Raw genomic sequence first — 23,770 nt, 5'->3', positions numbered from 1 at the left:
GGGTTGAATCTGCACAATTATGAGCCACCCTAAGCTCTCTTTCTTGAGTTCAGGTAAATCTTAGCATTAATTTTAAGCAAATGACGTTTTTCTAAGCAACCGTTGGAACGCCTGGCGAGGCGACCTGCTCCCCTTTGGTCACCTGCCTCTTGAGCCGCAATGAGATCAAAGTCGCGTTCTGGCCCCGAGGCTGCCCGCTCGTCCCGGGCGATGCGAAGCATCGTCCCGCGCGGCGGGTGAGAGTTTACGGTCTCACGTTGGCTAGCCCCCTCACCCGATTTGCACGCGACGATGCTTCGCATCGCGAGCGCAAATCGACCTCTCCCCGCTGGGGAGAGGCGTCAGGATCCGCGGCCGGCCTATCGACTCAATCCAAAGCCGCGATGCTCCAGCCGCACGCTCACCATCGTCCGCACCATCTGTTCCAGGCAAACAGCAGATCGGCAAACCGGTCGTAGACGAACCGCGTGACCGGCAGCGCCACGCGATTGCCTGACAGCGTCGCAAGCCACCCCTCGCCCGGTGTCATCCGCCACAGCGCAATCGCAACATCCGCGCCGACGATGAGCCGTCCGGCCTCATCGGTTGCGTGCAGGCGGCGCCTGATGTCGTCGAGCGAAGCGCCAAACCGCACCAGCGCATCGGGCTGCTCGTTGATGTCCTTGAACTCGACGGCCCCGCTGCGCACCAGCGCCAGCAGCTTGTTGCGCTGCCAGTCGATGCCGGCGTCGCAGACGGGGCAGCGGGTGTTGTACCAGACGGTGAGGTGGGGTGGCATCGATGCGCCTTTCGCGTCGGAAGTATAGTCCGAGAGAAAGCCAGGTAAACGTCTTCGGCTGAAGCTGTCGATACGAAGGCACAAAGAAGGAGCGGCCCGACCTAGGCCCGCCGAATTGTTCGGCGGCCTCGACGGCGACGAGCCCGCGCGCAACTTCATCAGGGAGCAGGACCGCGAGATCGCGGAGAAGAGCGGGCGGCCGGCGCTGGAGATCGAGCGGATCGAACGGGTTGGGGCGAAGAAGAAGATCCACGTCATTGCGAGCGCAGCGAAGCAATCCAGAAATGCGGGATGCGCGACAGAGCAGACCGGATTTTCTCAACCGAAGTTCTTCGCATGTTGACCCAAGCCGCTATTGCCTTCGAAGCAGATCACTCTGCTCAAGCCATCCCACGATCCTGATCGCACTCTTCTCTGCGGACAGTTCCGTAACGTCGATAATCTCCGCCACCGTCCAGCAGATTGGCTTCCATTCGCATGCTTGGCAGAGCCTGAGGGTCAACCAGCTTTCGAAGCACAGTACGTTGCGTTGACGCGATCCGGCGCACGTTCTCCTCTATCGAGCAATCCAACACGACATCACAAAGAGCAGTGCCGCGGGTATCAGCCATGGCTCGGATCGTTGCCCAGTTTTCAAGACCAAACGGTGTGTCGGCATACGCGCTGGTCAAAATGATTGGCAGTTTGGCAGGGGCTTTGCTGGCCCGATCAGAAGCAATGCTCCTGAGGCGCAAAATTGCTTGGCAATTTTGTCGCGAGCTCCTCGCAATGTCGGAGCGAGAGCCGGGCCAAAGAAAAACGGCGGGCTGTTGGCCCGCCGTTTACGTTCTGATTGAAACTCGTATCAATTATCCAAGAAGCTCCGCAGCTTCCGCGACCTTGACGGATGCTTCAGCTTCCGCAGCGCCTTCGCTTCGATCTGACGAATACGTTCGCGCGTCACCGAGAACTGCTGGCCCACTTCTTCCAGCGTGTGGTCGGTGTTCATGCCGATGCCGAAGCGCATGCGGAGCACGCGCTCTTCGCGCGGGGTGAGGGAGGCGAGCACGCGCGTGGTGGTTTCGCGCAGGTTCGACTGGATCGCGGCGTCGATCGGCAGGATCGCGTTCTTGTCCTCGATGAAGTCGCCGAGATGTGAATCCTCCTCGTCACCCACAGGGGTTTCGAGCGAGAGCGGCTCCTTGGCGATCTTGAGGACCTTGCGGACCTTTTCGAGCGGCATGCCGAGCTTTTCGGCGAGCTCTTCCGGGGTCGGCTCGCGGCCGATCTCGTTGAGCATCTGGCGGGATGTGCGCACGATCTTGTTGATCGTCTCGATCATGTGCACGGGGATGCGGATGGTACGGGCCTGGTCGGCGATCGAGCGCGTGATCGCCTGCCGGATCCACCACGTGGCGTAGGTCGAGAACTTGTAGCCGCGGCGGTATTCGAACTTGTCGACCGCCTTCATCAGGCCGATATTGCCTTCCTGGATCAGGTCGAGGAATTGCAGGCCGCGGTTGGTGTATTTCTTCGCGATCGAGATCACGAGACGGAGGTTGGCTTCCACCATCTCCTTCTTGGCCTGGCGTGCCTCGCGCTCGCCCTTCTGCACGGAGTGCACGATCTTGCGGAACTCGACGATCTCGAGGCCCGTCAGCGCCGCGAGCTGATGCACCTCGTGACGGAGATCCTTGATGCGGTCCTTCTCGTGGTGGACGAAGTTCTTCCAGCCCTTGGCCGAGAGTTTCGAGACGCGGTTGAGCCAGCGCGGATCGAGCTCCGAGCCGGTGTAGTTGCGCAGGAAGTCCTCGCGCGCGACGCCGTGGCTGTCGGCGAGGCGCATCAGGCGGCCCTCATGCGAAACGAGGCGCTTGTTGATGTCGTAGAGCTGCTCGACGAGGCTGTCGATACGGGCCTGGTTGAGGCGCAGCGACTTCACCTCGACGATGATCTCGTCCTTGAGCTTGCGGTACTTGCGCTCCTGGTGCGGCGACAGCGAGGGACCGTGCGAGGTGCTCTCGAGCTGGTTCTGGATGTCCTGCTCCTGAAGCTTGCGCAGCTTCTTGTAGCTCTCGGCGATCCTGTCGAAGATCTCGACGACCTTCGGCTTGAGCTCGGCCTCGATCGCCGCGAGCGACATCTGGTTCTCGAACTCGTCGTCCTCATCCATGTCGGCTTCGGCGGCGGCTTCGCCCGGATCCTTGTCCTCGCCGCCGGGACCGCCGGCGGCGGGCTGCGCGGCGCGGAACGGGGTCGGCGACGGCGGAGCCGCGGGCGGCGCGACATGCGCGGGCGCACCGGCGGCTGCGGCCTCGCCCTCGGCCGGCGCTTCGCCGTTCTCACCGACCGGACCCGCGATCATCGCAGTGTTCATGCCGGCCTTGGCATCGGGACCGGCATAGGTGGCTTCGAGATCGATGATGTCGCGAAGGAAGATCTTTCCTTCGTTCAATTCGTCGCGCCAGATGATGATGGCCTGGAAGGTCAGCGGGCTTTCGCAGAGGCCCGCGATCATCGCCTCGCGGCCGGCCTCGATGCGCTTGGCAATGGCGATTTCGCCTTCGCGGGAGAGCAGCTCGACCGTGCCCATCTCGCGCAGATACATGCGCACGGGATCGTCGGTGCGCTCGCCCGGCTCGCTCTTCTTGACCTCGGTGACGGCCTTCTGCGTGACCTCGACGAGCTCGTTGTCGGTCTCGTCCTCGCCCTCGTCCTTCTCTTCCTCGCCTTCAGAATCGTCGGCTTCGGTGACGTTGATGCCCATGTCCGAGAGCATGGACATGATGTCCTCGATCTGCTCGGGCGAGGTCTGGTCGGACGGCAAAACCTCGTTGAGCTGATCGAAGGTCACGAAGCCGCGCTTCTTGGCCTGCTTGATCATCTTCTTCACTGCCGCATCGGACAGATCGAGCAAGGGCGAGGGCGCGTCCTGGGAGTCCTTCTCCGGCGCGTCCGCTGCCTTGTCGTCCTTTTCCTTGTCCTTCGCCTGCAGCGTCTTTGCCTTGATGGCCATCCATTGCTCCTAAACGCGTTTCATGCAGACGTGCGCGCGCCCGCGTGAAATCACTTGAACCTGTTGCTCGACGCTCTCGCTTCGCCAGATCTCGACACGGAAAGGGCGGCGCGCACATCTCTCGCCACCCCGACCTCTCTCTCGCCGGATTTGCCTAACGCTTCGTGAGCCTCTTTGTCGCAGCGGATGCAGGTGAAGTGCCAACAGCGATTGCGCGGATTCATTCCTGACGCGTCTGTTCTGCCTGCGGCCGCCTGGTGGCCAAAGTGCTACAAGACCGTTAAGCCTCGATTAACCCTGTTTTTGCCGCCAAACCTCGGATTTGGCGAGTCTTTTAGCGGTACCTACCCCAGCCGTCCGCATGAATCTTTCATCACACGCTCTTCTGGAACCGGCCCGACAGCTCGCCAAAACCCTCGATCAGGGCCTCGGTACCGTCGACCTCGGCCAGTCGGGCCTTGACGTCACGCAGCCACGCCAAATTGGCCTCGCTGGGGTCCTCCCCCAAGGCCAGCTCGGCGTCCTTCAGCTCCCTAAGTAGTGAATGGTATTGCCGATGCAAGGCAACCAGCTGGTGCCAGGTCGCAAGAACGTCATCCCGCGCCGCGCCCTCGCGGGCGCCCCACACCGCCGCGGTGGTGATGCCGCCTTCAACCCTTTGAAGAACCTGAGAAAACCCGCCCCTTTCGAGGTCGCCGCGCATTTTCTCGGCCTGCTCGCCGGGGTCGGGGGAATGGTGATGGTCGTTGGCAAAAGCGGCGATGATGGCGGCCCGCAGCTTATGGGCCTCGGGATGGGCGAGCTCCAGGGCGGCCACCTCTTCGAGGTGATCGTGCAGCAGCCAGGGGTGGTTGATCAGGGATTGCAGGATCAGGGCCTCCCGGCGGGAGATTGCACTCCTTTGGCCGCGCATGATCGGGCTGGCCGCGAGCTGGGGGCTTGCCGCCTGGTAGGGACCTGACGGCAGCGGGATCGGGCCGGGCGCGCCGCGGCGGCCTCCGCCGAAACCTTGGTTGCCGAATCGATTCGCTCCCCCGCCGCGGGGCGGGAACGGACGACCGCCGCTTTGGCGGAAATTGCCCCTGCCGGCAAAGCCGCCGCGGCCGCCATCGGGGGCGAAGGTGCGCTGCAGCCGCTCGACGAAATCGTCGCGATAATAGCGCCTGACAACCTCGTCGCGGATGCCGTTGGACAAGTCCCTGATGCGCGCTTCCAGCGCGGCGCGGCGCTCGGGCGTTGCGAAATTGCCGCCTTCGAGTTCGCGCGACCACAGCATGTCGGCGAGCGGACGCGCCGCCGCGATCACCTCCTCGATCGCGCCGCGACCGCCGGAGCGTGCGAGATCGTCGGGGTCCTGCCCCTCGGGAAGCAGCGCAAAACGCAGGCTCTTGCCTGGCGCGAGAAACGGCAAGGCAAGGTCCGCAGCACGATAGGCCGCCTTCTGTCCGGCGCGGTCGCCGTCGAAGCAGAGGATCGGCTCGTCCGCCATCTTCCAGAGCAGCGCGAGCTGGCTTTCCGTCAACGCAGTGCCGAGCGGCGCGACGGCGCCCGGAAAACCCGCGGTGACCATGGCGATGACGTCGACATAGCCTTCGACCACGATCAGCGCGCTGCCGTCATGGGTGGCTTTGCGCGCGGTCTGGTGATTGTAGAGATTGTCGCCCTTGTGGAAGAGCGGCGTCTCCGGCGAATTCAGGTATTTGGCCGGAACGTCCTTCTCCAGCGCGCGTCCGCCGAAGGCGATGACGCGGCCGCGGATGTCCGTGATCGGAAACATCACGCGATCGCGGAAGCGATCGTAGGGCACGGGAATGTCGTCGCCGCCGATCAACAGGCCGGTCTCGACCATGTCCTCGACGGAGACGCCGAGCTTGCCGAGATGCTCCTTCAGCGCGAAGCGCTCGGGCGGCGGCGGCGCATAGCCGAGACGAAACTGCAATTGCGTCGCCGGCGAGATGGCGCGATCGGCGAGATAGCCCCGCGCCTTCGCACCGACGCGCGAGGCCAGCGTCTCCGAAAAGAACTTGGCGGCGAGCTCCATGACGTCATGCAGGGTGCGGCGGCGCTGCTCGTGGCGGGCGGCATCCGGCGTCCCTGCGGGCAGCGGCAGGCCCGCCATGCCGGCGAGCCGCTCGACCGCTTCGGCGAACGGCAGGCCGTCGGTCTCCATCACGAAGCTGATGATGTCGCCGTGCTTGCCGGAGGAGAAGTCGTGGTAAAAACCCTTCTGGTCGTTGACGTAGAAGGACGGTGTCTTCTCCTGCTGGAACGGCGAGAGCCCCTTCCACTCCCGCCCCGCCTTCTTCAGCTTGACGCGCTTGCCCACGACTTCGGAGACCGAAAGCCGGGCACGCAGCTCGTCGAGGAATTGGGGCGTGAAGCGCACGGCCATGGTGTAGCGCAATCCAGAGTGAGTCGGGCGAAGGGATCAGGGATATAGGTGCGGCCAGCCCAGAAGTCAGGTTTGCGCGGGTTATCCGGATTATTCGACCTATGCACAGGGTGTGGAAAGGCTTGAACCCCGTCCGGTTCCACGCTTCCATGGGTCATGTTCAGGACCTTTCGGGGCGGCCAGAGCGGGGGCTGGCGCGTGACCTCGATCTCGCCTGTCGCGGGCGAGCCCCTGCCTTTCATGCCGGCGCTGTCGGTGATCGACGGCGACGCCGTCGCGCTGCCGCTGGTGCCCTCGCGCAATGCGTGGCGCCTGGTCGGGGCACCGAGCAACTTGCGCTACACCGAACGGCCCGAGCAGCAGCAGCTCGAGAGCGTGCAGGCCGGCCTCGGCCGGTGGGAGGCGACCTGCGCGGCACTGATCCCGATCCGCAAATCGCAGGCGTGGTGGGGGCTGACGCAGGAAGAGCGGCGCAAGATATTCGAAGACAAGTCGCACCACATCGCGAGCAGCCTTCGCTTCCTGCCCGCCATCGCGCGCCAGCTCTATCACTGCCGCGATCTCGGCGAGCCCTTCGATTTCCTGACCTGGTTCGAATTCGCGCCCGCGCACGCCTCGCTGTTCGAGGAGCTGGTGGGGATGCTCAGGGAGACCGAGGAATGGAGCTATGTCGAACGCGAGGTCGATGTGCGCGTCGTGAAGGAAGTGTTGTCGGCTTGATGATCGAGATTGCATCTTCGATGCAATCCGACCTCTCCCCGCATGCGGGGCGAGGTGAAGACAGAAGCTGTTAGTGCTCCAGAAAGCGGCCGGAGGCGATGGGCGGCAGGCCGATCACCGGCCAGTTGTAGACATAGGTCCAAGCCTTCTCCGTGGCGCCATCGGCGCCGGTCACGTCGATCAGCATGCGCAGATATTCCGTCGGCTCCGGAAAGCCCTCGCCGCAGGCCTCGTACATGTCGAGCTCGCGCAGGAGCTCATCCCCCGCACGCAGGCGGAAGAGCTCACCGTACGCGCGCTCGGTCGGCGCGTCGGACAGCAGCAGTCCCGGATAATGCTTCACCAGAACGAGCCGGCCACGGCAGCTCGCCTCGCCCAGAAAATCCGCATGCTGCGCCAACAGCCGCGCCATCGGATGATCGAAGCCGCGCATCAGGGTGCCGTAGACGAAGAGACGATCGGAGGTCATGGGCGGTTCTATAGACTCTCCAGGCCGTCATTGCGAGCAGCTCCATCTAGAGAGCCGCCGCTTCCAGCTCCTCGCTGCGCTCCGCGGCCGAGACCACCCGGACGCTCACGTCCATGACATCGAAAGCGTCCCGGGCGCCGATATAGACGCCGTGCAGCGGGATCGCCTGTTGCGGGTCGCGCGCCACCGCGACGCGGATGAGATCGCGGGTGCCGACGATGCCGTTGGTCGGATCGAACTCGATCCAGCCCGCGCTCGGCAAATAGACCTGCACCCATGCATGGGTCGAGCCGCCGCCGACATGGCGCTGCGCGATGTCATCGGGCACGAAGACGTAGCCGGAGACGAAGCGCGCGGCGATGCCGAGCCGGCGCAGCGCCTCGATCATGAACAGCGCGTAATCGCGACAGGTGCCGGTGCCCCATCGCAACGTATCGCACGGGGCTTGCGTGCCCGGCTCGTGACGCCTGCGGTATTCGAACTGCTTGCGGATGGCGTGGGTGATGCGGCTCAGGATCGCGAACGTCGGCGACGGCACATCCTCATCGACGAAGCTACGCGCCCATGCCGCGATCTTGCCCTCGGGATCGGCGTATTGCGGCGTGATGTACTGGACGAGATCGGGCAATTCCGCATCGTCATAGACGAACGGATAGAAATAGGCGGGATCGTCAGGCGTCAGCGCGAAGTCTTCGACCGGATTGTGCGCGACGGTGACATGCCAGTCGAAAACCAGACGATCCGCGCGCGCGTCGAAATCGGCGATCGCGACGGAATTGCCGAATACGTCGTGAATCCAGCGCAACGACATCGGCTCGGGCGAGATCTTCAGCCTGGAGTCGAGCACGCGCAGATCATGGCCGTCGCTTGGACGCAGCATAAACCTGTGCTCGCCGAAGGCCACGGGACTGATGTAGCGATATTCGGTCTTGTGATGAATCGTCAGCAGCGGCATCGTCGGCAGATCATGGTGATGTTGGGCAGACCGAGTTGTCGATCGTATGCCCGATGTCCGGGGCGACTGCTTTATCGATAGGCAATCAGGATGGCTTTCAACACAGCCGGGGCTGCGGATCAACTCCTTGGAGAAGGCGATATTCCGCCAGTGCATGAGGTGAATGCGGAGGGGACATCGCCCTTCCTGCTCACATCGGACCATTACGGCCGCATTCTACCGCGCGCGCTCGGCGATCTCGGTATATCGGAAAGCGAGCTATCGCGGCATATCGGCTGGGACATCGGCATCGCCGGCGTCGCCGAACGGATGGCCAACATGCTCGACGCGCATCTGATCGCGCAGCGCTATTCGCGCCTCGTGATCGACTGCAACCGCCCGCCCGGCGTGGCGAGCTCGATTCCCGTGATATCGGAGGCGACGGCGATCCCGCGCAACGAAGGCATTTCCGAGAGCGAGCGCACGGCACGCCGGCGCGAGATCTTCGATCCCTATCATCAGCGCATCGACGCTGTGATCGACAGCCGCCTGCGTGACAAGCGGCCGACGATGCTGGTGTCGCTGCACAGCTTTACGCCCGTTTATGCCGGCGTCGCGCGGCCCTGGCACATCGGCGCCCTCTACAACCGCGACACCGTGCTGCCCAAACTCCTGCTGAAACATCTGCGTAGCGAGGGCGACCTCGTCGTCGGCGACAACGAGCCCTATGCGGCAAGCGATCTCACCGACTACACGATCCCCGTTCACGGCGAGGCGAGAGGTCTCGTCAACACCGGCATCGAGATCCGCCAGGATCTGATCGCCGATCAATCCGGCCAGCAGCAATGGGCCGAACGCCTGGCGCGGATTTTTGCGGAGATCGAGACGGAGCTGAAGCCGGGGCTGTTGGCCGGCTAGCCGCCGCGCCGTCCTGATGGCGCGACAGCTTACTTGCCCTTGCTCATCTGGCCCGGATCAGCGCCAGCCAGATGCCGCCGCCGATCATGAAGCCGCCGGAGACGCGCGACACCATGCGGGTACGGCGGGCCGAGAAAAAGCCGCGGACTTGACCGGCGAGCAGCGCATAGATCCCGTCCGTCATGCCGGCAAGCACCATGAAGGTGATCCCGAGCACCAGGACCTGCGACAGCTGATCCTTGCTCATGTCCATGAACTGCGGAATGAATGCGCCGAAGAACACCAGCAGCTTCGGGTTCGACAACGCCACGACAAAGCCCTGCAAGAGAAAGCCACCTCGAGGCGGCGGCGGCGGCTCATCAACGGAGACGCCCTCGACCGGAGAGCGGATCAGCTTGATGCCGAGCCAGACCAGGTAGGCAGCGCCCGCAAAGCGCACCCAGTTGAACCAATAGCCCATCGTCGCCATCAGCGTGGTGAGGCCGACCGCAAGGACGCCGATCGCGATCAACAAGCCCATCTGCACGCCGAGAATGTTGGTCAGCGCCGCGCGCGTGCCGTGGCGCAGGCCGTTGGCGATGACGATGGTGACGATCGGCCCCGGCAGCAGCGCGAGCGCAATGCAGGCGGCGACAAAGGCGAGATAGGCTTGCATGGACATCATGGGGAGAACTCGCTGATGGCGATTTGCCTGCATTAATGCATGGCACTCACTTTCCGTCCAGCGCCGCCGTCGCCCACGCCTTGATCTCCGGTGTGCGCAGGAACACGAGCGCGGCATGCTGCATCGCGCCGGCTTCGCCACGCCCCTGCACCGCCACGACCAAGAGATCGCAGCGGCGTGAGAGCGCGACGCCGATGGCGGCGTGGCTCGCCGCCTCATGGGTGGCGAGATCGTAGTGCCGCGCACGGCCATGCATCTCGCCCATGTGCACCGCCTCACCCGGCGCAGTGGCGCTAAAGCGCGGCGTGATCAGATCGATGTCGGCAACGCGATCGATCTCATCATCATCGGCAACGCCGCTCTCGCAGTTACAGAAGCCGCGCTTGGCGCGGACGTAGAGCTCGGCACCGTCGCAAGCACCGCCCCCGCAACGAAAGGCGCGGCCGGCAGGCCAGCCGTCGCGCGGGAACGGCCAGGCGAGCTCGCGCCAATGCTCCGAGGTTTGCGCTTGCGGTGACGCGAGCTGATAGGCGCCGACGCCCGATGCGCCGAGTGCGGCAAGGACGAGCGCGAATGCCGCCGCGGGCCGCATCGTCAGTTCTTCGGCAGGCCGGCGACGGCGCGGGCCGGCCCGGTCAGCTCGAGAATGTGCAGGCCGGTGTTGGCGCGATCGACGATATAGATGTAGCCGCGCTCGTCGGTCTCGACATTGTTGGTCTGGATCGCGACCTTGCAGCGTTCGCCGCCCTCGACCGGAATGCAGCGCTTGTCGGTCGCCTGCGTGATCGCCGGGATGAAATAGCCGACTTCCCTGGGATGATAGGGATCGCGGATGTCGAGCGCCCGCACGCCGGCATTGAAGAAGGCGATGAAGGCCATCTTCTTGTAATAGACCGGCGCCATGCTCTCGTTCGAGGAGTGCGAGCCGAACCGGCCGCCGCGCTGGCAGAACTGGCCGCTGGCCTCCGGCACGGTGTAGCTCGAGATCATCATGGGCCGCATCTCGGTGGTGACGTCGGCGAACCACACCATCTGCCGCGCTTCGCCGCATTCGTTCAAGATCGCCTCGTCGACGATCATGACGATGTCGCGGGTCTTGCCGTCCTTGTCCTCGGCGAATTCGGCGACGGGCATGTCGAGCATCGGAAACGTGGTGTGCGCGCCGTTGAACGCGGACATCGGCAGCCGCGAGATCTCGGGAGAGCGCAGATTGTCCGGCGTCGGCTCCTTCGGCCCATTCAGGAGCTTCTCGCGATCGACGATCTGCAAGATGCCGGCCTTGTCGGTGCCGTAGCCGAAATAAACGCGGTTGCCTGCGGGCCCGGTCGAGATCGGCCCGTGCAGTTCGGTCGGCACCGCGCCGGTCGAGCCGGGCTCCTGGCCGGGCAGGCCGAAGTCGCGGATTTTTTGCGGATGGGCGGGATCGGAGAGATCATAGACCTGCGTCATCCGCCTCGTGCGCCAGTCCGGCGCGCCCGAAACGAGATAGGCAATGCCGGTGTCGCATTCCCACCAGCTCTTGTGCGTGTCCTTCAAGCCACCGAGGCGCGTGACCAGCACGGGATTGGCGGGGTCGGCGACATTCCAGATCTCATGCGCCTCGCTGCCGAAGGTGCGCAGCATGTAGACCGCGTTGGGATCGGCCTTCGGCAAGCCCTTGCCATCGCACACCCGCACCATCTGTGCGCCGCCTGATTCGTACTTGCCTGGCTGGCCCGGCAGATGCCTGAGATATCTGGGATGCGCGGGATCGGTGACATCGACGATCGAGGTCCCGTTCGGCTCCGCTTGCCCGGTCATCGGATTGACGGGATCAGGCACGTCATCGGTGCCGCCGTGGTGGCCGATATAGGCGATCCAGCGGTCGCCCTGATGATGGATGGTCGGCTGATAGGCGCTTCGCGCCTGAAGATCGTTGGTGCCGACCAGTTTCATGTTGGACGCCTCGGGCGGCGCCCCGATCGTCTGCTTCTGTGCGTGGACCAAGGCGCTGCCGGCGAAAAGGACGAGGGCGGCAGCAGTCAGGACGCAACGGAACATCAAAGTCCTCCCGGAACCAATCTGCGTTGGCTGAGATACGAGGCTAGCACAGCCATCTGCACGCGCCAAAGACATCATCTTGACATGCAACCATTTGGTTGCTTATTTATGGCTGACATGGATGAAGTCTTCAAAGCGCTCGCCGATGCATCGCGACGGTCGCTGCTGGACCGGCTTCACGCCAGGAACGGCCAGACGTTGAACGATCTTTGCGAAGGCCTGGAGATGACGCGCCAGGCGGTGGCAAAGCACCTGGTCATCCTCGAAGAGGCCAATCTGGTCACGACGATCAGGCATGGCCGCGAGAAGCTGCACTATCTCAACCCGGTGCCGATCCACCAGATCGGCGAGCGCTGGATCAGGAAATTCGAGCGCGGCAAGCTCGCCGCACTCGGCGAATTGAAACGCCAGCTGGAGAAGCGCGATGAGTAGGCCGCGATTCGTCTATGTCACCTCTATCGAGGACAGCCAGTTGCCCACCATTCCGCGCACGGCGCTCAACGACGGGTTCGACGCAAAATGAATCTCGATCAGTTCAATCCGCTGACCGTCTACACCATCTACATCGCCTCCACGCCGGAGAAGGTGTGGGAGGCACTGACCTCGGCCGAGTTCAGCAAGCAGTACTTCTTCGGCAACGCCGTCGAGGTCGAGCCGCGGCCTGGGGGCGCCTTCATCGTGCGCACGCCCGATGGCGCCCTGCATATCAGCGGCGAGGTGCTCGCCTACGATCCGCCGCGCAAGCTCGCAGTGACCTTCAACGTCAACTGGCCCGAGCTGATCGAGAAACTGGGGCCAACCCTCGTGAGCTACGACATCGAGCAGGTGGGCGATGCCGTGCGGCTCACCATGAGCGAAGGCCATGATCGTCCGCTCAGCGACGATATATTGTCGGGCGGCCGATCGGGCTGGCCCGCGATCCTGTCCAGTCTCAAGAGCCTGCTCGAGACCGGCAAGCCGCTCGTCGTCAAGCTCGGGCCGCCGCAGCGGATGCTGGATGCGCTCAAGGCGATGGGAATTGAGACGCCATAGAAGCGGCAATCTCCACCGTCACCGCAATGCGAGCAGAGGGGCCACGCCGAGATTGGCCGCGAACAGGCCTCGGTCGATCACGAAGATCCCGAGCATCGGACCTTTCAGCAGCCGCGCGGACGACGTCGCCGTCGCCGTGGTCCAGTAGAGCATGACGTTGTCGAGCAGCTCGTCCTTGTCAAAGATGTTTTCGGGATGACCGTCACAGTCGGTCCAGGCCCAGAATTTCTCCAGGATCCAGGCGGCCTGCCCGCTCGGCGAATCCGTCAGGCCATAGCCGAGCGTTTGCGGCCGCGTCGCTTGCTGCTTGGAATAGCCGGAGTCGAGATCGACATAATGCTTGAGGCCGGCGAGCGCGCGCTTCTCTTCCCCTGTCGGCTCACCCTCGATCTTCGGTGCCGTGTTGAAGGCGAGCGTGATGTGGATGCCGGCGCAATGTTCGGCGTCCTGTGCGCCGAGCGAGGTCGTCACCGCCGAGCCCCAATCGCCACCTTGGGCGCCGTAGCGCGCGTAACCCAGCCGGTCCATCAGCTTCGCCCAGGTCGCGGCGATGCGGTCGACGCCCCAGCCGGTGCTCTTGGGTTTTGCGGAGAAGCCAAAGCCCGGCAGCGAGGGACAGATCACGTGAAAGGCATCTTCGGGATTGCCGCCATGCGCGGCGGGATCGACCAGCGGCGCAATCACCTTCTGGAATTCGACGATCGAGCCGGGCCAGCCATGGGTGATGATCAGCGGAAGCGCGTTTGCCTCTTTCGAACGGACATGCAGGAAGTGGATATCGAGCCCGTCGATCTCGCTGATGAACTGATCGAAGCGATTGAGTTTTGCCTCGCGCCCCCGCCAGTCGTAACCGTCGGCCCAATAGGCGCAGATCTCCTGGATCCATTTCAGCGGCACGCCCTGGCTCCAGTCGTCGACCAGCTCGGCCTCGGGCCATCGCGTGCGGGCGAGGCGTGACTTGAGGTCGGAAAGGACGTCGTCGCTGATCGCGATACGGAACGGTTTGACGGCGGTCATCGGCGGCCTCCTCTTGTTCTTCTTGTCGAAGAGACTAGACCGGATCGGAGCCGCGACAAAGGTACTCATCCTCCCCTGGAGGGGTCCGAGACGAGCGTAGCTCGCTCGTGGATCGGTTCGCATCGAGCGAAGCGGCATGCGAACCGAGGTGGGGTGAGAGTCTCTCCCCGGAAGCGGAGCCCGAATGGAGAGATCACCCCACCCCGCTCGCGCTTTCCGCGATCGACCGTCCCCCTCCGGGGGAGGGGAAGCGGTTAGCCCGACAGCGCGGCCTTCACGAGACCGGATGCCTTGCCGAAATCCATCTGTCCGGCGTATTTCGCCCGCAACGCCGCGATCACCTTGCCCATGTCCTTCATGCCGGCGGCCCCGGTTTCAGTGATGGCGTTTGCGATCGCCTTCTGCACCTCATCCTCCGACATCTGCTTCGGCAGGTACGCCGAGATCACTGCGATCTCCTCGCGCTCTTGCGCGGCCAGCTCGGCGCGGCCCCCCTTGTCGTAGAGCTCGACCGCCTCCTGGCGCTGCTTGATCATCTTCTGGAGCACGGCGAGCAGGTCGGCGTCCGAGAGCGGCGGCTTGCCCTGGCCGCGGGCGTCGATGTCGGCGTTCTTGATGGTCGAATTGACCATGCGCAACGTGGAGAGCTTGCGCTCGTCCTTGGCCTTCATGGCCTCCTTGACCGCATTGTTGATGTCGTCGCGCAGCATGATCGTGATCCCTTCGAATATCCGAGGCCTGATCTAGGCCGTTCGCCGGAAAGAGGCCAGACCGAACCTTGCACGAGCGGTTCATTGTTTCCCGGCCGGCGGGCAAAATTGCCCAAAATTTCTCGAGCCAGCCTAAGTGCCTGAAGCGGCCCGTCAAATATGCAAAAACGCATGTGAATCCGCCGTTTCCCGCTTTGACGGGGGGGCGTGGGGGCCTTATGAAGCGGGCTCATGACACAACATGACAACGATCCTGCCTGGCCGGACCACAAACCGACCGCGCTCCTCGTGCTTGCCGATGGCACGGTGCTCGAAGGCTTTGGTCTCGGCGCCGAAGGCCACGCGGTCGGTGAAGTCTGCTTCAACACCGCGATGACCGGCTATGAAGAGATCCTCACCGATCCCTCCTATGCCGGCCAGCTCATCACCTTCACCTTCCCGCATGTCGGCAATGTCGGTACCAACGAGGAAGACATCGAGACCGTGAACATGGCCGCGACGCCTGGTGCGCGCGGCGTGATCCTGCGCACTGCGATCACCGATCCCTCGAATTACCGCGCCACCAAGCATCTCGACCAGTGGCTGAAGGCACGCGGCATCATCGGCCTCTCCGGCATCGACACCCGGGCGCTGACTGCGCTGATCCGCTCCAAGGGCATGCCCAACGCCGTGATCGCGCACGCCAAGGACGGCGAGTTCGACATGCATGGCCTCAAGGAGGAAGCGCGCGAATGGCCGGGCCTCGAGGGCATGGACCTCGTGCCGATGGTCACCTCCGGCCAGCGCTTCACCTGGGATGAGACGCCCTGGCTGTGGGACAAGGGCTTTGGCCGCCAGGAGAAGCCCGAGTTCAACGTCGTCGCGATCGACTACGGTATCAAGCGCAACATCCTGCGCCTGCTCGCCGGCGTCGGCTGCAAGGTGACGGTGGTGCCGGCGACGACCTCGTCCGAAGACATTCTGGGGATGAAGCCGGATGGTGTGTTCCTGTCGAACGGTCCGGGCGATCCGGCCGCCACAGGCAAGTACGCCGTGCCTGTGATCAAGGACGTCATCAAGTCGGGCACGCCGACCTTCGGCATTTGTCTCGGCCACCAGATGCTCGGCCTCGCAGTCGGCGCGAAGACGAAGAAAATGCATCAGGGCCATCACGGCGCCAATCATCCCGTCAAGGACGAGACCACCGGCAAGGTGGAGATCACCTCGATGAACCACGGCTTTGCCGTGGACGAGACGACGCTGCCTGATGGCGCGACGCAGACCCACATCTCGTTGTTCGACGGATCCAATTGCGGCATCCAGCTCGACGGCAAGCCGGTGTTCTCCGTGCAGTACCACCCCGAGGCCTCACCGGGTCCGCGCGACTCGCACTATTTGTTCCAGCGCTTCGCCGACCTGATGCGGCAGAAGAAGAGCGCGTAAGGCGCACGTGAGCAGGACGACGAGATCGAGCCCGGGCCATGTCCCGGGCTTTTTCGTCAAAGGAACGTCGTTTCACCCGCGCCGTTAATTCCTGTCACTTTCGCGCGGGAGCCCTGCCATGTCCGTCGTCCGCGACAACGCCGAGCCGCTTGCCATCGTGTTCGAGGACGACGGGCGCGTGCCGAACAACATCCTTCCGTTCCTGGTCTACCAGGGCGCGGTGGCGCTCGATCCGAAGCAGCCGGAACAGGCCATCGAAAACCTGTTCGCGACCAACGATTGGGGCGGCACCTGGCGCAATGGCGTTTACGACTATCTGCACTATCACGCGACGGTGCATGAGGTGCTCGGTGTCGCGCGCGGCCACGCCCGCGTTCGCTTCGGCGGCGATCACGGCCAGGAGCTGGACATCAAGGCCGGTGATGTCGTGATCCTGCCCGCCGGCACGGGGCATCAGTGCATCAAGGCGAGCGATGATTTCTGCGTGATCGGCGCCTATCCGCCGGGCAGCAAGATGGAGATCACGCGGCCGACGCCGGAGAACCACGCCAAGGCGCTGAAGACGATTCCAGAGGTGGCGCTGCCGCCAGCCGACCCGGTGACGGGCAAGCATGGCGCGCTGATGCGGTTGTGGCGATAGGACAAAGACGGTGCCGTAGGGTGGGTTAGCCGAAGGCGTAACCCACCACGGTATTTATCCGCGGAAACAGAAGAGGTCGGTTACGCCCTGCGATTGCGCTTTGCGCTATCGCAGGGCAAACCCACCCTACGGCAGCGCGCCCTTATGCCTCGTTGCCGCCCTCCTGCCGCGTCGCCTCGAACAAGAACCACGTCCGGCGTTCGGTCTCGTCAATGAAGACTTCCAGAATGCTGGCGCTGGCGACGTCGCCGGCGTCGTCGCAGACCTCGTGCGCCTTGCGCATCGCCGCCGCGACATGCTTGTTGTCCTGCATCAACTCGCGCAGCATTTCGCGCGGCGGGACGTAATCGTCGTCGTTGTCCTTGATGGTCTGGAGCTTGGCGACCTGGCCGATCGACCTCAGCGTGGTGCCGCCAATCTTGCGGACGCGCTCGGCCAGCTGGTCGGTGGTGGCGAAGATCTGGTCCGACTGCTCGTCGAGCAGCAAGTGATAATCGCGGAAATGCCGGCCGCTGATGTGCCAGTGGAAATTCTTGGTCTTCAGATACAGCGCGAACGCGTCGGCCAGAAGCACGTTGAGCGCTTCCGAAACCTTCTTGGTTGCCGCCGCGGGGAGATCGGTGGGGGTGTCGAGATCGGGCGAGACCTTGCTGGGGGCTTTGCTCACGGGAAACCTTCCTGTTAGGACGCAGACGTTGACGGCGGGCCGTCGCACCCCTAACGCAAGGCAGGCAACGCGGTTCCCCCTTGGGGAACCGTTGGGCGGGACACTATGGACGATTGGATCGACTACTACGACTCGACGCATACGATCTATGTCAGCAAGCTGCATCGCGACTTGCACTTCCAGATCATCGCGCGGGACATCATCGGTTACATCACCTCGCCGGAGGCGACCGTGCTGGACTATGCCTGCGGCGAGGCGCTGTCTGCGAGCCAGGTGGCGTCGGCCTGCGGCCAGCTGATCCTGGCCGAGCCCGCGCCCGGCGTGCGCGGCCGGCTGATCGCGCGCTTTGCCCCGAACACCAAGATCCGCGTCCGCTCGCTCGACGACGTCCGCAAGATGCAGGACCAGTCCATCGACCTCGTCGTGATGAACTCGGTCGCGCAATACATGACGGCGGAGGAGCTCGATGCCGCGCTCCTCAATATCAGGCGGATTTTGAAGCCATCGGGCAAGCTCGTGCTCGGCGATATCCTCCAGCCCCAGGTCGGCATGGTCAGGGACGTGACGGCGCTGCTCTCGTTCGGCCTGCGTCACGGCTTTTTGAAGGATGCATTGATCGGGTTGGTCAGCACCGCGCTATCAGACTACCGTCATCTGCGCACGCGCATCGGTCTCCAACGCTACAGCGAGGACGAGATCACCGCCAAGCTCAAGGCCGCCGGCTTCGCCAGCCAACGCGCCAACACCAATATCGGCCACAACCGCTGGCGTATGACCTTCATCGCAAGGCCGCCACTGGTGCGTTAAGCATAACCACCGCCTGAGGTGGCTTGTCGCACCCCGATCGGACATGATCGCCGCGGCCCGGTGGCGGAAGCGTCTACGCGAGAGCAGTGCATTGCTCTTCATCCTGGTTCAAATCCAGGCCGGGTCTCCACGCTTCGCCCTTTCGGGGCTACGCGTGGCGCAGCCAGCAAGACCCGAAGGGGCGAAGCGTGTCCGGCGTAGCTGGAGCGCAGCGCAAGCGAAGACGGACTCCCTCCCCGCGGCTCAGTCCGCCTCAACCGCATCGCACTCCGCAACCAGCTTTAGCCGCTCCGCGTCCTTCGCCGCTGACTTCAGCACCGCATCGAGCAGGCCCGGAAAGCGCGCCTCCAAATCGTCGCGGCGCAGCCGCATGAAGCGGTTCGTGCCTGCCACACGCGTCTGCATCAGCCCGCAATCGCGCAGCTTTGCGAAGTGATAGGTGAGGTTCGACTTGGCGGAGAGCCCATTGAAGTCGCCGCAGCGAAGCTCGCTGCTGACACGTTCCTGCTGGGCGAGCTGATAAACGATCGCCAATCGGATCGGATCGCTCAGACAATCCAGAACCAGCGGCAGTTCGATCTGCTCGCGGGTGGGGTGGGGAAGCGTGCGGCTCATGATTTCCGAATCATAGCGATAACACCGGGATGTTCAATAGTTCTTGAACCAATTGACTCCTAAATCGCCATGTTCGATGGTTCAATAATCATTGAACATAAGGATTGCTTCCGATGAGCGTCATCTGGCTGGCCCTCGCGGCCTTTGCGATCGGCACCGAAGGCTTTGTCATTGCTGGGCTTTTGCCGGCGATCGCCAATGATCTCTCGATTTCGGTCGCCGCCGCCGGCCAACTGGTCACCGCATACGCCCTCACCTATGCCGTGGGCTCGCCGATCCTCGCGGTGACGCTGAACAACATCGACCGCCGAATGGTGCTGGCGCTCGCGCTGTCGACCTTCATCGCCGGAAACGTCGCGGCAGTGGTGGCGTCCAACTACGCCCTGCTGCTGGCCTCGCGGATGCTGATGGCGTTGGGATCCGGACTGTGCATGCCGACGGCGCTCGCCGTCTCGGTTGCGGTCGCCTCGCCCGAACGGCGTGGCCGGGCGGTGGCGCTGGTCACCTCGGGCCTGACCATCGCTACCGTCGTCGGAGTCCCCGTCGGCAATCTCGTTGGCAGCCTGTTCGGCTGGCGCGCGACCTTTGCGATGGTCGCCGTGATCAGCGCGGCCGCGCTCGCCGGCCTGCTGCTCGGCCTGCCCCGCGGCCTGCCGCGCAACACGGCCTCCCTCAGCGAACGGCTGGCGCTGGCACGTCACAGCAATGTTTTGATCGCTCTGCTCATCACGATTTTATGGGCGCTCGGTGGCTTCACCGTATTCACCTATTTCGCGGTGCCGCTGCGCGGCCTCGGCTTCGATGCCTCGCAAATCAGCCTTGCCCTGCTGGTGTTCGGCGGCGCGGCCGCGATCGGGAACATGCTCGGCGGTGTGCTTGCGGACCGGCTCGGAACGCTCGCAACCGCAGCTCTCGGGCTCTGCGGCATGGCCGGCGCGCTGATCCTGCACTCGCTGGTGCTGAAGCTGATGCCCGCCCAGGCGCACTATGCGGTGCTGGGCGCGATCTTCCTCTGGGGCATTTCGGGCTGGGCGTTCTATCCAGCCCAGATCGCGAGCCTGATCCGGATCGAGCCGCAGGCCTCGATGATCGCCCTCTCGCTCAACGCTTCCGCGATGTATCTCGGCTTCGCCATTGGCGGCGCGCTGGGCGGCACGGTGCTGGCGACCCTCTCGCCAAACGACCTCGGCTGGATCGGTGGATCAAGCGTTGCGGCGTCGCTTCTGGTGCATCTCGCCCGAGGCTGGCAGGCGCGGCCAAAACCCGTCAAAATTGCCGGTTGATGGGCGTTTTTCGGGGTTTCGCCGCCCCGAAAACTGGTCTAAGACCCACCCGCGCGCGAGGGAGACCACCGCGCTCTCGGCCAAAGGGACGCGCAGCAGCGCGCCCTTTTTTTGTGCCCAAATCCGACTTCGGCGAGAGTTGATGCCCAAACGTACTGACATCACCACCATCCTGATCATCGGCGCCGGTCCCATCGTGATCGGCCAGGCCTGCGAGTTCGACTATTCGGGCACGCAGGCGGTGAAGACGCTGAAGGAAGAGGGCTATCGCATCGTCCTCGTCAACTCCAATCCGGCCACGATCATGACGGACCCGGAATTGGCCGACGCGACCTATATCGAGCCGATCACGCCCGAGATCGTCGCCAAGATCATCGAGAAGGAACGTCACGTGGTTCCCGGCGGCTTTGCGCTGCTGCCGACCATGGGCGGCCAGACCGCGCTGAATTGCGCGCTGTCGCTGCGCCGGCAGGGCACGCTGGAAAAGTTCGACGTCGAGATGATCGGCGCGACGGCCGATGCCATCGACAAGGCCGAGGACCGCCAGCTGTTCCGCGAGGCCATGACCAAGATCGGGCTCGAGACGCCCAAGTCGCGTCTCGCCAACGCCTCCGAGCTCAAGAAATCCTTCCGCGACAAATACCACGCCGAACGCGAGAAGCTGTCGGGCGCTGCGCTCGAAGAGCTCGACCGGCAATGGACGCTCGGCGAGAGCGATCGCCGCAAGCGCTACCAGGAATACGCGTTCGGCCAGGCCATGATGGCGCTGTCCGAGATCGGCCTGCCGGCGATCATCCGCCCGTCCTTCACCATGGGCGGCACCGGCGGCGGCATCGCCTACAACAAGGAAGAGTTCCTCGACATCATCGAGCGCGGTCTTGATGCGTCCCCCACCAACGAAGTCCTGATCGAGGAATCCGTTCTCGGCTGGAAAGAGTTCGAGATGGAGGTGGTGCGCGACAAGAAAGACAATTGCATCATCGTCTGCTCGATCGAGAATTTCGACCCGATGGGCGTGCACACCGGCGACTCCATCACGGTGGCGCCGGCGCTGACGCTGACGGACAAGGAATACCAGATCATGCGCGACGCCTCGCTGGCGGTGCTGCGCGAGATCGGCGTCGAGACCGGCGGCTCAAACGTGCAGTTCGGCGTCAATCCAGAAGACGGCCGCATGGTCGTGATCGAGATGAATCCGCGCGTGTCGCGCTCGTCCGCGCTGGCCTCGAAGGCCACCGGCTTCCCGATCGCCAAGGTCGCGGCCAAGCTCGCGATCGGCTACACGCTCGATGAAATCGCCAACGACATCACCGGCGGTGCGACGCCGGCTTCGTTCGAGCCGACCATCGACTACGTGGTGACCAAGATCCCGCGCTTCGCCTTCGAGAAATTCCCCGGCGCCTCCTCCACGCTGACCACCTCGATGAAGTCGGTCGGCGAGGTCATGGCGATCGGGCGCACCTTCCAGGAGAGCCTGCAGAAGGCGCTGCGCGGGCTTGAGACCGGGCTGACCGGCCTCGACGAGATCGAGATCGAGGGCCTGGGCCGCGACGACGACAAGAACGCGATCCGCGCCGCGCTCGGCACGCCGACGCCGAACCGCATTCTCCAGGTCGCGCAAGCCATGCGGCTCGGCTGGTCGAACGAGGACATCTTCAACTCCTGCAAGATCGATCCCTGGTTCCTCGGCGAGATGCGCGGCATCGTCGACATGGAAGACAAGGTCAGGAAGCACGGCCTGCCCGGCAATGCCTTCGGCATGCGCACGCTCAAGGCCATGGGCTTTTCCGATGCGCGGCTCGCCGTGCTTGCCCAGACGACGGAAGCCGAGGTGACGGCCAAGCGTCACGCCCTCGCCGTCCGTCCGGTCTACAAGCGCATCGACACCTGCGCGGCCGAATTCGCCTCACCCACCGCCTATATGTACTCGACCTACGAGTCGCCGTTTGCGGGCAGCGCCGCCGACGAGAGCACGCCGTCCGACAAGAAGAAGGTCATCATCCTCGGCGGCGGCCCGAACCGTATCGGCCAGGGCATCGAGTTCGACTATTGCTGCTGTCACGCCTGCTTCGCGCTGCATGACGCCGGCTACGAATCCATCATGGTCAACTGCAACCCGGAAACGGTGTCGACCGACTACGACACCGCCGACCGGCTCTATTTCGAGCCGCTGACCGCCGAAGACGTGCTGGAGATCATCGCCAAGGAACGCACGAAGGGCGCGCTGCATGGCGTCATCGTGCAGTTCGGCGGCCAGACCCCGCTCAAGCTCGCGCGCGCCCTGGAAGCCGCCGAAGTGCCGATCCTCGGCACTTCGCCCGATGCGATCGACCTTGCGGAAGACCGCGACCGTTTCAAGCGCGTGCTCGACAAGCTCCGCCTGAAGCAGCCGAAGAACGGCATTGCCTATTCGGTCGAGCAGGCTCGCCTCGTCTCCGCCGATCTCGGCCTGCCGCTGGTGGTGCGCCCATCCTACGTGCTCGGCGGCCGCGCGATGCAGATCATCCGCGAGGAGAACCAGCTCAACGATTATCTGCTCGGCACGTTGCCGGAGCTGGTGCCGGCGGACGTCAAGGCGCGCTATCCGAACGACAAGACCGGGCAGATCAACACCGTGCTCGGCAAGAACCCGCTGCTGTTCGACCGCTATTTGTCCGACGCCACCGAGATCGACGTCGACTGCCTCTGCGACGGCAGGGATACCTTCATCGTCGGGATCATGGAGCACATCGAGGAAGCCGGCATCCATTCCGGCGACTCCGCCTGCTCGCTGCCGCCGCACTCGCTCGAGCCCGAGATGATCGCGGAGCTGGAGCGGCAGACGCGCGAGCTCGCGCTCGGCCTCGACGTCGTCGGCCTGATGAACGTGCAATACGCCATCAAGGACGCCGAAATCTACGTGCTCGAAGTCAATCCGCGCGCCTCGCGCACGGTGCCGTTCGTCGCCAAGGTGATCGGCACGCCGGTCGCCAAGATCGCGGCGCGCATCATGGCCGGCGAGAAGCTCGCCGACTTCAAGCTGAAGAAGGCCGACTTCAAGCATGTCGGCGTGAAGGAATCGGTGTTTCCGTTCGCCCGTTTCCCCGGCGTCGACACGGTGCTCGGTCCGGAGATGCGCTCGACCGGCGAAGTCATGGGCATCGACCGCTCCTTCGCCGTCGCCTTTGCCAAGAGCCAGCTCGGCGGCGGCACGCGGGTACCGCGCAAGGGCACGGTATTCGTCTCGGTGCGCGAGAGCGACAAGGTTCGTATCGCCGAAGCCGTGCGCCAGCTGCATTCGCTCGGCTTCAAGGTGCTGGCGACCTCGGGGACCGCGCGCTTCCTGACCGATCAAGGCATCCCGGCGGAGAAGGTGAACAAGGTGCTGGAGGGACGGCCACACATCGTCGACGCCATCACCAATGGCGACGTCCAGCTCGTCCTGAACACCACCGAAGGCCCGCAGGCGCTCGCCGACAGCCGTTCGCTGCGGCGTGCGGCCCTCTTGCATAAAGTGCCGTATTACACCACTCTTTCCGGGGCCGTGGCGGCCGCGCAGGGCATCCGCGCCTATCTGGGCGGGGACCTTGAGGTTCGGACCCTGCAGAGCTACTTTTCGGAAACCTGATCGCGAGCGGGAAGTCAAAGTTTCCGCTAAGTGACTGGCAATGAAGCCACAATGGCCGGA

Annotated in this window: 21 protein-coding genes, 1 tRNA gene and 1 pseudogene; 11 read left to right on the top strand and 12 right to left on the bottom strand. The window is 64.0% G+C overall.

Annotated elements, in window-relative coordinates:
* Positions 1 to 400 precede the first annotated feature (400 nt).
* Positions 401 to 778 carry a thiol-disulfide oxidoreductase DCC family protein gene (locus ACVWZ4_RS17720; RefSeq protein WP_456740845.1) on the bottom strand — a complete coding sequence of 126 codons (378 nt, stop codon included), beginning with the start codon at positions 776 to 778 and terminating at the stop codon, positions 401 to 403.
* 58 nt (positions 779 to 836) lie between these two features.
* On the opposite strand from ACVWZ4_RS17720, the pseudogene ACVWZ4_RS17715 reads away from it, so the two are divergent.
* Positions 837 to 1,025 (top strand): annotated as a pseudogene (locus ACVWZ4_RS17715) (hypothetical protein); the annotation flags it as partial.
* 597 nt (positions 1,026 to 1,622) lie between these two features.
* Here ACVWZ4_RS17715 and rpoD read toward each other — a convergent pair.
* Positions 1,623 to 3,773, bottom strand: coding sequence for an RNA polymerase sigma factor RpoD (gene rpoD, locus ACVWZ4_RS17710; RefSeq protein WP_456737328.1), 2,151 nt, complete (start codon positions 3,771 to 3,773; stop codon positions 1,623 to 1,625).
* 373 nt (positions 3,774 to 4,146) lie between these two features.
* Entirely contained in the window at positions 4,147 to 6,159 is a 2,013-nt protein-coding gene (dnaG, locus tag ACVWZ4_RS17705; protein ID WP_456742228.1) for a DNA primase, read from the bottom strand.
* Between the two features lie 162 nt (positions 6,160 to 6,321).
* On the opposite strand from dnaG, the gene ACVWZ4_RS17700 reads away from it, so the two are divergent.
* Complete coding sequence (locus ACVWZ4_RS17700) at positions 6,322 to 6,885, top strand: chlorite dismutase family protein (protein ID WP_456740844.1); 564 nt, start codon at positions 6,322 to 6,324, stop codon at positions 6,883 to 6,885.
* Between the two features lie 70 nt (positions 6,886 to 6,955).
* Here ACVWZ4_RS17700 and ACVWZ4_RS17695 read toward each other — a convergent pair whose 3' ends face one another.
* A complete protein-coding gene (locus tag ACVWZ4_RS17695) occupies positions 6,956 to 7,354 on the bottom strand; it encodes a gamma-glutamylcyclotransferase family protein (protein WP_456699535.1) in 399 nt (132 codons plus the stop codon).
* 46 nt (positions 7,355 to 7,400) lie between these two features.
* Positions 7,401 to 8,309, bottom strand: coding sequence for a transglutaminase family protein (locus tag ACVWZ4_RS17690; RefSeq protein ID WP_456740843.1), 909 nt, complete (start codon positions 8,307 to 8,309; stop codon positions 7,401 to 7,403).
* A 90-nt stretch (positions 8,310 to 8,399) separates the two neighbouring features.
* Between ACVWZ4_RS17690 and ACVWZ4_RS17685 the strand changes: the two genes are divergently transcribed.
* Positions 8,400 to 9,206 (top strand): N-formylglutamate amidohydrolase, encoded by an 807-nt coding sequence (locus tag ACVWZ4_RS17685; RefSeq protein ID WP_456740842.1) that lies wholly within the window; start codon positions 8,400 to 8,402, stop codon positions 9,204 to 9,206.
* Positions 9,207 to 9,249: 43 nt separating this feature from the next.
* On the opposite strand, the gene ACVWZ4_RS17680 is transcribed toward ACVWZ4_RS17685, so the two are convergent.
* Genes ACVWZ4_RS17680 through ACVWZ4_RS17670 form a run of 3 tightly spaced genes read right to left on the bottom strand, consistent with a single transcriptional unit; the run spans position 9,250 to position 11,910 of the window.
* On the bottom strand, positions 9,250 to 9,867 hold the full coding sequence (locus ACVWZ4_RS17680) for a LysE family translocator (RefSeq protein ID WP_456705083.1): 618 nt from the start codon (positions 9,865 to 9,867) through the stop codon (positions 9,250 to 9,252).
* A gap of 49 nt (positions 9,868 to 9,916) precedes the next feature.
* Positions 9,917 to 10,462 (bottom strand): hypothetical protein, encoded by a 546-nt coding sequence (locus tag ACVWZ4_RS17675; RefSeq protein WP_456740841.1) that lies wholly within the window; start codon positions 10,460 to 10,462, stop codon positions 9,917 to 9,919.
* Between the two features lie 2 nt (positions 10,463 to 10,464).
* Entirely contained in the window at positions 10,465 to 11,910 is a 1,446-nt protein-coding gene (locus ACVWZ4_RS17670; RefSeq protein WP_456740840.1) for an LVIVD repeat-containing protein, read from the bottom strand.
* A 117-nt stretch (positions 11,911 to 12,027) separates the two neighbouring features.
* Between ACVWZ4_RS17670 and ACVWZ4_RS17665 the strand changes: the two genes are divergently transcribed.
* The gene (locus ACVWZ4_RS17665) at positions 12,028 to 12,342 is read left to right on the top strand and encodes an ArsR/SmtB family transcription factor (RefSeq protein WP_456705084.1); all 315 of its coding nucleotides are present in this window, start codon (positions 12,028 to 12,030) and stop codon (positions 12,340 to 12,342) included.
* A gap of 87 nt (positions 12,343 to 12,429) precedes the next feature.
* Positions 12,430 to 12,942: an SRPBCC family protein gene (locus ACVWZ4_RS17660; protein ID WP_456737322.1), complete on the top strand. Its 513-nt coding sequence runs from the start codon at positions 12,430 to 12,432 to the stop codon at positions 12,940 to 12,942.
* An 18-nt stretch (positions 12,943 to 12,960) separates the two neighbouring features.
* Here ACVWZ4_RS17660 and ACVWZ4_RS17655 read toward each other — a convergent pair whose 3' ends face one another.
* Together ACVWZ4_RS17655 and ACVWZ4_RS17650 are read right to left on the bottom strand one after the other, a co-directional pair.
* A complete protein-coding gene (locus ACVWZ4_RS17655) occupies positions 12,961 to 13,959 on the bottom strand; it encodes an epoxide hydrolase family protein (RefSeq protein ID WP_456740839.1) in 999 nt (332 codons plus the stop codon).
* A 254-nt stretch (positions 13,960 to 14,213) separates the two neighbouring features.
* Positions 14,214 to 14,669 (bottom strand): GatB/YqeY domain-containing protein, encoded by a 456-nt coding sequence (locus ACVWZ4_RS17650; protein WP_456740838.1) that lies wholly within the window; start codon positions 14,667 to 14,669, stop codon positions 14,214 to 14,216.
* 231 nt (positions 14,670 to 14,900) lie between these two features.
* On the opposite strand from ACVWZ4_RS17650, the gene carA reads away from it, so the two are divergent.
* Complete coding sequence (gene carA / locus ACVWZ4_RS17645) at positions 14,901 to 16,091, top strand: glutamine-hydrolyzing carbamoyl-phosphate synthase small subunit (protein ID WP_456740837.1); 1,191 nt, start codon at positions 14,901 to 14,903, stop codon at positions 16,089 to 16,091.
* 118 nt (positions 16,092 to 16,209) lie between these two features.
* Positions 16,210 to 16,731 (top strand): cupin domain-containing protein, encoded by a 522-nt coding sequence (locus ACVWZ4_RS17640; protein WP_456699544.1) that lies wholly within the window; start codon positions 16,210 to 16,212, stop codon positions 16,729 to 16,731.
* 142 nt (positions 16,732 to 16,873) lie between these two features.
* Here ACVWZ4_RS17640 and ACVWZ4_RS17635 read toward each other — a convergent pair whose 3' ends face one another.
* Positions 16,874 to 17,398, bottom strand: a complete 525-nt coding sequence (locus ACVWZ4_RS17635) for a Dps family protein (protein WP_456699545.1) — start codon at positions 17,396 to 17,398, stop codon at positions 16,874 to 16,876.
* A 105-nt stretch (positions 17,399 to 17,503) separates the two neighbouring features.
* On the opposite strand from ACVWZ4_RS17635, the gene ACVWZ4_RS17630 reads away from it, so the two are divergent.
* Both ACVWZ4_RS17630 and ACVWZ4_RS17625 read left to right on the top strand, forming a co-directional pair.
* Complete coding sequence (locus tag ACVWZ4_RS17630) at positions 17,504 to 18,205, top strand: class I SAM-dependent methyltransferase (protein WP_456699546.1); 702 nt, start codon at positions 17,504 to 17,506, stop codon at positions 18,203 to 18,205.
* A 54-nt stretch (positions 18,206 to 18,259) separates the two neighbouring features.
* Positions 18,260 to 18,335 (top strand) — tRNA-Ala (locus tag ACVWZ4_RS17625).
* A gap of 113 nt (positions 18,336 to 18,448) precedes the next feature.
* On the opposite strand, the gene ACVWZ4_RS17620 is transcribed toward ACVWZ4_RS17625, so the two are convergent.
* Positions 18,449 to 18,820 (bottom strand): ArsR/SmtB family transcription factor, encoded by a 372-nt coding sequence (locus tag ACVWZ4_RS17620; RefSeq protein ID WP_456737320.1) that lies wholly within the window; start codon positions 18,818 to 18,820, stop codon positions 18,449 to 18,451.
* Positions 18,821 to 18,933: 113 nt separating this feature from the next.
* On the opposite strand from ACVWZ4_RS17620, the gene ACVWZ4_RS17615 reads away from it, so the two are divergent.
* Both ACVWZ4_RS17615 and carB read left to right on the top strand, forming a co-directional pair.
* A complete protein-coding gene (locus ACVWZ4_RS17615) occupies positions 18,934 to 20,103 on the top strand; it encodes an MFS transporter (RefSeq protein WP_456740836.1) in 1,170 nt (389 codons plus the stop codon).
* A 142-nt stretch (positions 20,104 to 20,245) separates the two neighbouring features.
* Positions 20,246 to 23,710: a carbamoyl-phosphate synthase large subunit gene (gene carB, locus ACVWZ4_RS17610; protein WP_456699549.1), complete on the top strand. Its 3,465-nt coding sequence runs from the start codon at positions 20,246 to 20,248 to the stop codon at positions 23,708 to 23,710.
* Positions 23,711 to 23,770 lie beyond the last annotated feature (60 nt).

It is taken from the genome of Bradyrhizobium sp. USDA 4472 (genome assembly GCF_054058595.1).
The sequence above is the reverse complement of the archived record's forward strand: the minus strand, read 5'-3'. Positions and strand labels throughout refer to the sequence as shown.